The sequence below is a fragment of the Catenulispora rubra genome, from assembly GCF_015356825.1.
GTDB lineage: Bacteria > Actinomycetota > Actinomycetes > Streptomycetales > Catenulisporaceae > Catenulispora > Catenulispora rubra.
Genome location: NZ_JAACYW010000364.1, coordinates 1 through 10,828, shown reverse-complemented (window position 1 = coordinate 10,828; position 10,828 = coordinate 1). Strand labels below are relative to the sequence as shown.

At 69.3% G+C, this 10,828-nt stretch carries 9 protein-coding genes; 4 read left to right on the top strand and 5 right to left on the bottom strand.

All coding sequences use genetic code 11. The features are described 5' to 3' along the window. Positions 1 to 609: chitinase (locus tag GWK61_RS48790; RefSeq protein WP_228564201.1), on the top strand; the 609-nt coding region annotated here is incomplete at its 5' end. A 188-nt stretch (positions 610 to 797) separates the two neighbouring features. On the opposite strand, the gene GWK61_RS48785 is transcribed toward GWK61_RS48790, so the two are convergent. Continuing rightward, positions 798 to 1,136, bottom strand: coding sequence for a hypothetical protein (locus GWK61_RS48785; RefSeq protein ID WP_194920396.1), 339 nt, complete (start codon positions 1,134 to 1,136; stop codon positions 798 to 800). Between the two features lie 67 nt (positions 1,137 to 1,203). On the opposite strand from GWK61_RS48785, the gene GWK61_RS48780 reads away from it, so the two are divergent. Both GWK61_RS48780 and GWK61_RS48775 read left to right on the top strand, forming a co-directional pair. Further along, entirely contained in the window at positions 1,204 to 2,061 is an 858-nt protein-coding gene (locus GWK61_RS48780) for an NmrA family NAD(P)-binding protein (protein ID WP_194920393.1), read from the top strand. A gap of 119 nt (positions 2,062 to 2,180) precedes the next feature. Continuing rightward, entirely contained in the window at positions 2,181 to 3,974 is a 1,794-nt protein-coding gene (locus GWK61_RS48775) for an LCP family protein (protein ID WP_194920391.1), read from the top strand. Here GWK61_RS48775 and GWK61_RS48770 read toward each other — a convergent pair. The 4 genes from GWK61_RS48770 to GWK61_RS48755 form a co-directional block, all read right to left on the bottom strand. Beyond that, positions 3,947 to 5,506, bottom strand: a complete 1,560-nt coding sequence (locus tag GWK61_RS48770) for a beta-N-acetylhexosaminidase (RefSeq protein ID WP_228564200.1) — start codon at positions 5,504 to 5,506, stop codon at positions 3,947 to 3,949. The two genes, GWK61_RS48775 and GWK61_RS48770, sit on opposite strands and share 28 nt — an antisense overlap. 68 nt (positions 5,507 to 5,574) lie before the next feature. After that, the gene (locus GWK61_RS48765; RefSeq protein ID WP_194920386.1) at positions 5,575 to 6,405 is read right to left on the bottom strand and encodes a carbohydrate ABC transporter permease; all 831 of its coding nucleotides are present in this window, start codon (positions 6,403 to 6,405) and stop codon (positions 5,575 to 5,577) included. Between the two features lie 24 nt (positions 6,406 to 6,429). Then, a complete protein-coding gene (locus GWK61_RS48760) occupies positions 6,430 to 7,416 on the bottom strand; it encodes a carbohydrate ABC transporter permease (RefSeq protein WP_194920384.1) in 987 nt (328 codons plus the stop codon). 241 nt (positions 7,417 to 7,657) lie between these two features. Further along, positions 7,658 to 9,007, bottom strand: coding sequence for an extracellular solute-binding protein (locus tag GWK61_RS48755; protein ID WP_194920381.1), 1,350 nt, complete (start codon positions 9,005 to 9,007; stop codon positions 7,658 to 7,660). 317 nt (positions 9,008 to 9,324) lie between these two features. On the opposite strand from GWK61_RS48755, the gene GWK61_RS48750 reads away from it, so the two are divergent. Further along, positions 9,325 to 10,743 carry a cellulose binding domain-containing protein gene (locus tag GWK61_RS48750; RefSeq protein WP_194920379.1) on the top strand — a complete coding sequence of 473 codons (1,419 nt, stop codon included), beginning with the start codon at positions 9,325 to 9,327 and terminating at the stop codon, positions 10,741 to 10,743. The last annotated feature ends 85 nt before the right edge of the window (positions 10,744 to 10,828 follow it).

The following is a 10,828-nucleotide window of genomic DNA, read 5'->3' as shown; positions in this document are numbered from 1 at the left end:
GGCGGCTTCGTCGTCAGCCAGGCCCAGTTCAACCAGATCTTCCCGAACCGGAACTCCTTCTACACGTACGACGGACTCGTCGCCGCGCTGAGCGCGTACCCCGCGTTCGCCACCACCGGCAGCACCGCGACGCAGCAGCAGGAGGCGGCGGCGTTCCTGGCCAACGTCGACCACGAGACCGGCGGCCTGGTCTACATATCCGAGATCGACCAGTCCGGGAACTACTGCGCCAGCGAGTCCTACGGCTGCCCGGCCGGCACCTACCAGTACTACGGCCGCGGCCCGCTGCAGATCAGCTGGAACTTCAACTACTACGCCGCCGGAAACGCTCTCGGCATCGACCTGCTCGACAACCCGAACCTGGTCGCGACCGACTCGGCCACCTCGTGGAAGACCGCGCTGTGGTACTGGTTCACCGGGACCGGCAACGGCTCCGTGACCTCCCACGACGCGATGGTCAACGGCAACGGGTTCGGCGCCACCATCCGCGCCATCAACGACATCGAGTGCAACGGCGGGAACACCGGCGAGATGCAGGACCGGGTGAACGACTACCAGTCGATCACCGGCGTTCTCGGCGTCTCGCCGGGCGGGAACCTCACCTGCTGAGGTAGGTACCTGCTGACTGAGGATCAGAGCACTGCGGTGGCGGCCGGGGATCGGCTGCGCGGCGGTTCGGCGTGGTTGCCGCACCGGCCGGGCAGTCCCCCGGCCGCCACTGGTTGTCCAGGCGATATGGCCAGGCCGGTCAGGGCTGGTCAGGGCTGGTCAGGGCTGGTCAGGGCTGGTCAGGCCGATCAGGGCTTGGTCAGTCTGATGGCGACCTTGGCCACCACGCGGCCGATGCGGTCGGAGAGCGACTGCGGTTCGGGCGGCGTGTCAGTGTCCTGAAAGGTTTGCATGGCCTGCTCGGCAGCCGCCGCGGCGGTCGCGGCCTGCACCCGGATGATGTAGCGCGCGCCGAGACGTCTCAGGGCCTTGCGACCCTCCTCGATCCCCGCGGTCTGGTCCGGCGGGTAGGGCCCGGTCTGGCCCATGGACCCGCCGTCGCGGCCGAAGCCGTGGAGGTAAATGCCGTCCCCGTTGTCGTCCACGATCGTGGAACGACCGACACCCGGGCAGTGTTCCGCCGACATAGACCGCCGACTTCTTGATACTCAGTAGCCTGAAATATTCGAGAAGATCAACAAGGAGGCGGAAGCGATGAGCGCTCTTACCGTGGTCACCGGGGCGACGGGCAACGTCGGCGGGTCGCTGGTGTCGGCCCTGGTCGCGAAGGGCATGCCGGTGCGGGCCTTGGTCCGCGCCGAGGCGGACGCGGCGCGGCTCGCCGGCGACGGCGTCCAGACCGCGGTCGCCGACCTCGACGACCCGGCGACGATGGCGTCCGCCCTGGCCGGCGCGGAGGCGCTGTTCCTGTTGCCCGGCTACGCCGACATGCCGGGCCTGTACGCGGCGGCGCGCGAGGCCGGGATCGGTCACGTCGTGCAGTTGACGGGGGTTTCGGCCGGGAGCGGCAACATGTCCAACGCCGTCACCGAGTACATGGTGCGCAGCGAGCAGGCCGCGGCGGAGTCGAAGCTGCCGCACACCGTGGTGCGGCCCTCGGCGTTCATGACCAACGCGCTGCGGTGGGCCGGGCAGGTGCGCGACGGCGACACCGTGACGCTGCCGTTCCCGAACGTGGCCACCGCCTGCCTGCACCCGGCGGACCTGGCCGCCGTGATCGCCGCGGTGTTCGCCGATCCGGACCGGTACGCCGGGGAGGTGCTGCTGCCCACCGGTCCGGAGGCGCTGCTCCCGCGCGAGCAGGTCGCGATCGTCGCCGAGGTCCTGGGGCGGACGCTGGACTTCGTGGGGCTCACCGACGAGCAGGCACGCGAGTCGATGGCCGCCGACGGGACCCCGCAGCGGTACATCGACGCCTTCCTCGACTTCTACGCCGACGGGAACCTGGACGAGTCGCCGGTGCGCGGCACCGTCGCCAATGTCACCGGCACCGCGCCGAGGACGTTCGCGGCCTGGGCCGCAGACCACGCCTCGGCTTTCACGCGCAGCTGACGACCTCGTGGTTGTAGCGCGTCCGTGACCAAGCTGTCGCCGCCCCGGGCCACCAGATCGCTGAGATCGGGGTGTTCGGGGGGCGGCAGCTTTACGGGAACGGGAAGTGGGGGTGCGGCATGTCCGATTACTGGCAGCCGGACGAGCACGACGGGTACGACAGTCACAACGGGTATGGCGACCACGGCGGGTATGGCGAGAACGAGGTACAGCAGGGACGCCGGGCCCCTGAAGCGGGACGCGGCAGGCGCAGGCAGAGCCGGCAGAGCCGTCCCCGCTCCGGCAAGGAACGTCCACCGGCGGGGGTGATAGCCGGCCGGGTGGCGGCCTGCACGCTCAGCGCGGCCGTCGTCGTCACGACCGGCTCGATCTGGTACGTCAACAGCAGCCTGAACGACAAGCTCCACACGTCCGACGCGACCAACGCGGCCAAGCCCGGCGAGGGCGGCTACGTCCCCAAGCATCTGGGCAACGACATCAACCTGCTGCTCATCGGGCTGGACTCGCGCAAGGACATGAACGGCAACGACCTGCCGACATCGTTGGTCGAGGACGAGCTGCACGCCGGGTCGTCGGAGAAGGGCGGTTACAACACCAACGTCCTGATCTTCATGCACATCCCGGCCAACGGCGGGAAGGTCACGGCGTACTCGATCCCCCGTGACAGCGACGTCGACCGGCCGGGAGGCTCGTCCACGGTGTCGTTGGTGCCGAGCTTCCCGGACGACGGCAAGGGCAAGATCAAGGAGGCCTATGGCGACGCCAAGGCCTACGCCGAGAACAAGCTGGTCGCGGCCGGGAACAAGAACAAGGCCGACGTGGAGGCGAAGAGCCGGGAGGTCGGGCGGGAGGCGACGATCGCCGCCGTGCAGGAGCTGACCGGTCAGCACGTCGACCACCTCGCCGAGGTGAACCTGCTGGGCTTCTACGACATCGTGAAGGCGATCGGCAACATCCAGGTCTGCCTGAAGGCCCCGGCCTACGATCCGATCGAGGACCATGCCGGCACCGGCCTGAATCTGTCGGCCGGCATATCCACGCTCGACGCGGCGACCGCGTTGCAGTTCGTGCGCCAGCGGTTCCACCTGCTCAACGGCGACCTGGACCGTACGCACCGGCAGCAGGCGTTCCTGTCCTCGGTGATGTCGAAGCTGCGCGGTGAGGGCCTGTTCGGGGATCTGGGCAAGATGAACTCGCTGATGCAGATCGTCGCGAACGACATCGTCATCGACAAGAACAACAACTGGAACGTGCTCGACTTCGCCGCCAGCGCGTCCAACCTGACCGGCGGCAACGCCGAGTTCGTCACGCTGCCGACCGGCGCCCCGATCAAGGTCAAGGGCGAGGACGCGCTGACCGTCGACCCGGCCGCGATCAAGCAGGAGTTCGCCTCGACCTTCGACAACGACGCGGCGGTCGCGACGTCGCCGACCACCGCGTCGTCGGCGACGTCGGCACCGACGCCTTCCGTGGCTCCGGCGACCCCGGCACCGCCGAAGGACGCCATCACCGTTCTGAACGGGACCCCCAGCAACGGCCTGGCGTTGAAGGTGTCCTCGTTCATCATGGACAAGACCGGTGTCCCGGTCTCGAAGACCGGCAACCACGACAACATCCGGCACACCGTCATCCAGTACGGTGCCGGCGCGAAGGACGAGGCGCAGAAGATCGCCGCCGCGATGGCTGCCGGGACGGTGCCGGCCGCCAGCAGCTCGCTGCCGGCGAACAGCATCACGGTCATCGTGGGCGGTGACTTCAAGCAGTCCACACTCACCGCAAGCACACCGACCGGCGGATCCACAAACGGACCCACCAGCGGCGGTTCACCCAGCAAGAACACTGCGAGCGGCGGGCTCGACAGCGGCCCGGCGGTCGAGGCCAACTCTCAGAACGGCATCCCCTGCGTGTACTGAGCGCCCTCCCAGCCGGCCGGACGAGCGGCCGGCAACGCCCCGAGCGCGGCCAGCCGGTCCAGGTGGGGCTGGAGCCGCCGGGCGAAATCCGCCGGGTCGCGGCGTTCGTCGCTCCACGCGCCTTCGGCCAACGCGCACAGGCGCGGGTAAAGCAGATGTCTGACGACCTCCGTCGTCGGTGCGGACTCCGTCCACAGCTGGGCCTGGGTTCCCAGCACGCCGGGCCCGCCGGAGCCGTCGTCCAGGGCGGCGGCTCCGACCGCGGTCAGGCCGGTCGGCAGCGGGTCGAAGGAGTAGGCGTCGGCCAGGGTCAGGACGCGGTCGTCCGCCGAGGGCGGCTCGTCGGGGTGGCCGGTCTGGCGGTAGTCCAGGTAGGTGTTCTCGTGCGGGGCCATGATCACCTGGTGGCCGCGGGCGATCGCCTCGGTGGCGTGCTCCGGCTTCAGCCAGGCGGTCGCGACCACGCCGGGGTCGAGGTTGTCGACGCCGACGCCGTCGTTCCAGCACACGGCGCGGCGGCCGTGGTCGGTCAGGAAGGTGTGCATCTGGCTGAGGAACCAGCCGAGCAGGCCGGAGACGTCCGGCAGGCCGAGGCTCGCGGCCCGGTCGCGCGCGTCAGGACTCTTCTGCCACTGCGCGGTCCGGCACTCGTCGCCGCCGATGTGGATGGCGCGGGACGGGAAGAGCGTCAGCACGTCGGAGAGCACGTGGCGGCAGAAGTCGAGGGCTTCGTCGTGGACGGCGAGGATGTCCTCGCTGATGCCCCACGAGGTCCACACCGGCAGCCGGACTTCCGGGTGGTTGCCGAGCGCCGGGTAGGCGGCGATCGCGGCGCGGGTGTGGCTGGGCATGCCGATCTCGGGGACGATCGTCACGCCGCGGGCGGCGGCGTGCTCGACGAGCGCCGTGAGTTCGCGGCGTGTGTAGTAGCCGGAGTGCGGGACGCCGTCGAAGACGGTGGATCCGGCGCGGCCGACCATCGATTCGGCGCGGGTCGAGCCGACCTCGGTGAGCAGCGGCAGGCCGTCGATCTCGATGCGCCAGCCCTGGTCGTCGGTGAGGTGGAGATGCAGGATGTTGAGTTTGTGCAGCGCGACCTCGTCGACGAAGCGGTGGAGGAAGTCGATGGGCATGAAGTGGCGCGCGACGTCGAGCATGACGCCGCGCCAGGGGAGGCGGGGCGCGTCACGGATGTGGCAGGCAGGCCAGCGCTGGGGTGCTGCGGACGCCGTCGTGACCGGAAGCAACTGTCGCAGGGTCTGCACGCCGTTGAAGAGCCCTGCTTCGCCGGACGCCGCGAGGGTCACGTGGTCCGGGTCGATGCGCAGGTCGTAGCCCTGCGGGTGGTCGTGGGCGCCGGGGTTAAGGCGGAACTCGACGGCCGGGCCGACATCGGTGCGCGGGCGGTCGCCGAGGTAGGACGCGAGCAGGTCCGCGGCGCGGTCGGCACCGGGATCGGCGATCAGGTTCAGAGCGGTTCCCAGGACGAACTCGCCGGAGTGCGGGGTGTACTCGGCGGGACGGGGGATCATCACGAAAGGCCTTTCGGTTCAGCTCGGTTCGGCCCGGGTCAGCTCGGTTCAGCCCGGGTCAGCCGGGTTCAGCCCTTGACGGCGCCGGCGGTCATGCCGGCGGTGAGCCGGGTCTGCGCGATCAGGAAGAAGACGACGGCGGGGACGGCGAACAGCGTCGAGCCGGCGATGAGGCCCGCGTAGTCGGTGCCGGTGTTGGTGGAGAAGGTGGCCAGCCACACCGGGAGCGTGTAGTGGGCGTCGTCCTTCATCATCACGTAGGCGTAGATGTAGTCGTTCCAGGCCGTGATGAAGGCGAAGATCGAGGTGGCGATGATGCCGGGGGCCAGCAGCGGGAGCATGACGTGCCGGATGACCTGGCCGGGGCTGGCGCCGTCGAGTTTCGCGGCCTCCTCCAGCTCGACCGGGATGCCCTGCGCGAAGCCACGCAGGATCCAGATGGTGAGCGGGACGACGAACGCGGTGTAGGTCAGGCCGAGGGACAGCAGGTTGTTGAGCAGGTGCAGGTTCTTCATCGTCAGGAACATCGGGATCACCAGCGCGGGGGCCGGGATCATCTGGATGCCGAAGATCGTGACGAGCAGCGCGCGGCGGCCCACGAAGCGGAAGCGGGCCAGGGCCAGGGCCGCGAGGAAGCCGACGACGGTCGCGACGACCACCACCGACAGCGTGACCACGAGGCTGTTGACGACGTAGGAGCCGAAGTGCGGCTTGCCGACGGCGTCGGCGAAGTTGGCCAGGGTCAGCGGGAAGGGGAGGAACCTGGGGGTGGAGGTGAGGATGTCGTGCTGCGGCTTGAAGGCCGTGTTGACCATCCAGTAGAGCGGGAAGGCCCAGACCAGGACGAACGCCCAGCCCGCGATGTTCAGCAGGACCCTGTTACGGGGCGATGCCTTCATGATTGCTCCTTCACGGTTACTCCCTCACGATTCCTCGCCGGCGAGGACCAGGCGCCGGACCCACCAGCCGATCAGCACGGCCAGCAGCACCACCGAGAACACCGCGATGGCCGCGCCCTGTCCGTAGGACTGGGAGGCGAAGGCCTTGGTGAACGACCAGATCGCGATGGTGGTGGTGGCGCCGTCCGGGCCGCCCTTGGTGAGGATCCAGATCTGGTTGAAGACGTTGAAGTCCCAGATCACCGACAAGACGGTGACCAGCAGGAGCACCGGCCGCAGGAACGGCAGCGTGACGGTCCGCAGCCGCCGCAGGTACCCGGCACCGTCGATCGCGGCGGCCTCGTAGTAGTCGCCGGGGATCTGACTCAGGCCCGCGTAGAGCGTGAGCGTGACGAAGGGCACGGAGATCCAGACCACGAGCAGCCAGACCACGACGAAGCCGGAGGTGGTCCCGGCGAGGAAGTCGTGCTGCCGCAGGTCGCCGAAGACGTGCAGCTGGGTCAGCAGCCAGTTGACGACGCCGTATGTGGGCTGGAACAGCCACTGCCAGACCAGCGTCGAAGCGACCGTCGGCATGGCCCACGCACCGAGCAGCGCGAGCATCATCGCCACCCGCAGCCGCCGCCCGACCGCGACCAGCATGAGCGCCGCACCGAAGCCGATCACGACGGTGCCGGCGACGAGCGTCGCGGCGAAGACGACGGTGCGGACGAGGACGGAAGCAAGCTGCGAGTCGTGCAGGATCGCGCTGTAGTTGGCGCCGCCGACGGAGGTGGCGCGGCCGGTGATCAGGGTACGGAGACCGAATCCCTGGGTGGAGATGACACCGAGCCGCACAAGCGGATACCCGACAACAGCGCCGAGCAGAACGACGGCGGGCACGAGCAGGATGTACGGCTGAAGCTGACGACGACGCCGCGGCCGAGGCGCCACCCCCGGATCGGCGGGGGCGACGGGTCCGCTCGGCGGCGCGCCCCGGCGCCGGAGCGCGTGGGTTGGCGGGGCGTTCACGGGCGGGTTCCTTTGGGCGGAGATGGGGGTGCCGGCTGCTCGGCAAGCTCAGGCAGCTCGGCAAGCGCGGCAAGCTCAGGCAGCACGGCCAGCTCAGCCGGATCGACAAGCTCGGCCGACTCCGACGGCTTGGCCAGCTCGGCCGATTCAGGCAGGGCCGCCGACTCGCCAGGCGCGGCGGCAGATGCGAGCGGCGCGGCCGGTGCGTGCCCGGCCGGCGCCGTCGCGGGGGTTCGGAGCATCATTGCGCGGGCGCGTTCAGTGCCTGGCTGAGGTGGGCGTCCAGGGTCTTGGCGGCGTCGGCCGGGGATTTGCGGCCGGTGGCGATGTCGGCGAAGAAGTCGTTGATGGACTTGTCCGATTCGACTGTTGCCCAGCCGGCCACGGCTGGGGTCGCGACCGAGGTCTTGGCTGCGGTGAAGAAGGCCTTTGAGACGTCCGGCAGGGTGCTGATGGTCTGGTCGATCACCTCGGAGGAGGCGGGGATCCAGTGGTCGATGCCGACGATGGCCGAGGCCTGGACGGTCGGGTCGGTCGCGGCCTTCAGGTAGGCCAGGGCCAGGGCCTGGTTCTTGCTCTTGGCCGCGACGGCCAGGTCGGAGCCGCCGAGGAAGACGGGCTGGGTCTTGCCGTCGGTCGCGCCGGGGAAGGGGAAGGTGCCGATGTCGTCCTTCAGGGACGGGTCGACCTTCAGGATGCGGTTGATGTTCGAGTTCAGGATGGTCGCGGTCTTGCCCTGTGCGAACAGGGTGTTGAAGTCCGGCGCCGTGGTGTCGACGTCCTGGGAGGCCGCCGAGGAGTACTTGCCGACGAAGCCCTTCCAGGCCGTCAGTCCCTGCTGGGCCTGCGGCGTCTCCAGGGCGCCGGACCACTTGCCGCCGGATTCCGTGGCGAGTTGGCCGCCGGCGTCCCAGACGAACTGCAGCGCGCCGTACCAGTAGCGGCCGGGGAAGTAGAACGCTGAGAAGTCCGATGCCGGGTTCTTCGCCTTAATGGCGTCCAGGTCCGAGGTCAGCTGCGTGAAGGTGGTCGGGGCTGTGGTGATGCCGGCCGCGGCCCAGATCTTCTTGTTGTAGATGACCGCGCGGTTGCCCGCGAACAGCGGTGCGCCGTAGCTCTTGCCGTCGACGGTGGCGGGCCCCTCCAGGCCGGGCAGCCAGTGCTGGCCGTTCTGCAGTTGCGGCAGTGTGGAGGTGATGTCGGTGAGGCCGGAGCTGGCCGCGAACAGCGGGACGTCGGTGTTGCCGATCTCGATCACGTCCGGCGGGTTGTCCTGGGCGAGCGCGGTGGCGATCTTGGTGTTGATGCCGTCCCACTGCTGGATCTCGACCTTCACCTGGGCGCCGGTCGCGGCCGTGAACTTGTCGTCGATCGCCTTCTGGGCCTCGGTGGACAGGTCGCCGTCCATGTACCAGACGGTCAGGGTCTTGCCGGCGCCGGATCCGGGACCGGCCACCGCGGCCGGCTGCGCGCCGCCGGTCGACGACGTGCCGCCGCCGGAGTTGGAGCTGGAGCAGGCCGTGGCGCCGAGCGCCAGCAGCGGGACGAGAACAGTGCCTGCGGCCTGGGCGGCCGAGATGCGTACGCGCATGGTGATCCTCTCACCTTCGAGCTCTGTCGGATGGAGATGAGCGAGGTGCGACGGATGCTTGCACTTTCCCATTGGTAATGTCAACGGTTCGGCGGGGACGCGGTCAGGCGCGTGAAGCAACTGACCGAAGGTCGTCTGTGACCACAAGAAATGGTCATACCGGGCACAGCGGAACGAGGTCTTGACAGACCAGTGGCTCGGTCGCATCCTGAACGCCAGCAGCTCCAGGAAGTTACCTATGGTCCTGTCCAAGGTGAACAGAGCGAACACGGGGATCCGCCTCGGCAGCCACCGACCCCACAAGGAGTTCTCACCACATGCGCCACAATTCCGCCCCTCGCCGCTCGATCGCGGCGCTGGCCGCCGCCGGTGTCGCCGGCGCCTTCGGCCTGACCGCCGCCGCGTTCTCCACGGCCGCGCACGCCGCCGGCGCGCCGGCCGCGCTGGCCTACCACGTCGGCTCCACCGGCTCGGACATGGTCGAGCCCTGGTTCACCGTCACCAACACCGGCAGCGGGTCGCTCGACCTGTCGACGGTGAAGATCCGCTACTACTTCACGGTCGACTCCTCGCCGTCGTACCAGTTCGCCTGCGAATGGGCGCAGATCGGCTGCGGGAACGTCACCGGCACCATCGGCACGCTGGCCTCGCCGACCGCCACCGCCGACCACTACCTGGAGGTCGGGTTCACCGGCGGCTCGCTGGCGCCCGGCGCCTCGACCGGCGACCTGCAGCTGCGGATGAACGCCGCCGGCTGGGCGCCGGTGAACCAGGCCGACGACTACTCGTTCAACGCCTCGCAGTCCTCGTACGGCCCGACGAACACGATCACCCTGGCCGTCAACGGATCGGTCGTCTCCGGCACGGCGCCCGGCGGGAACCCGCCGACCAGCCCGTCCAGCTCCCCCAGCACCAGCCCGTCGACCTCGCCGAGCTCCGGCGGCGGCGGAAATCCGTCCGGCGTGCTGTTCGACGACTTCTCCTACAGCGGCCCGTCGGACCCGAACCTGGGCGCGCACGGCTGGGCGATCCGCACCAGCGCCGGCGGTCCCGGCGTGCAGAACACCTGGAGCGCGGACACGTTCAGCTTCCCCGCCGACAGCACCGCCCAGGGCGGGCACGTCATGGACCTGACGGCCTCCACCGACGGCACCACGTCCGGCACCAAGCAGTCCGAGATCGACACCACGCACCAGAAGTTCTTCGAGGGCACCTACGCCGCGCGCGTCTACTTCAACGACGCCCCGACCACCGGCGCCAACGGCGACCACGTGAACGAGACCTTCTACACGATCACCCCCGACAACTCGCTCTACAGCGAGGACGACTTCGAGTACCTGCCGAACGGCGGCTGGGGCGGCCCGGCGAACTCGATGTACACGACCTCCTGGTACAGCGCCGACGCCATGGACCGGGTCACGAACGACGCCATCGGCAGCCTGCAGGGCTGGCACACGCTGGTGGCCACGGTCTACGGCGGCACCGTGACCTACTACATCGACGGCAAGCAGGTGTTCTCCAGCACCGGCAAGTACTACCCGCGCGAGGCGATGACCATCGACTTCAACGAGTGGTTCATCGACCTGCCCTTCACCGGCGCCCGCACCTGGAACGAGAAGGTGAACTGGGTCTACTACGCCAAGGGCGTCGCGCAGTCCCCGACCGACGTGCAGAACGCGGTCAACGGCTACTACCAGGGCGGCACGCACTTCACGGACAGCGTCCCGAACAGCTGACCGCATCCGGCGAACCGGTGCCCCCGGACCTGGCCGGGCCGCCGGCCGGGTCCCACCCGACCGGCGGCGCGGCCCGACCTGAGAC